Here is a 265-nt window from a genome sequence, read left to right on the forward strand (position 1 = left end):
CATGGCGTATGCCGGCGACACGACAGCCATCTGCGAGGGCGATACGCTGCTGCTGTCCGGTGCCTGGGCAGAAAACTATACGTCCCTGCTCTGGACAACCTCCGGCACAGGCACCTTTGACAACGATACGATCCTTAACCCGGCCTATTATCCGGGTGCCGACGATATTGTGAATGGATCTGTTGAACTGACCCTGACTGCAACGGGTGCAGGAACCTGCCCGGATGCCGTTTCCTCCATGATCCTGTCCATCACCGGCGCCCCT

Annotated in this window: 1 protein-coding gene; it reads left to right on the forward strand. The window is 58.9% G+C overall.

Translation table 11 applies throughout. From position 1 onward, the window contains the following. Positions 1–265, forward strand: a 265-nt coding sequence (locus tag PKI34_12990) for a hypothetical protein (protein ID HNS18723.1), incomplete at both ends; no start/stop codon positions are given.

It is taken from the genome of Bacteroidales bacterium (assembly GCA_035342335.1).
Lineage (GTDB): Bacteria > Bacteroidota > Bacteroidia > Bacteroidales > JAGONC01 > JAGONC01.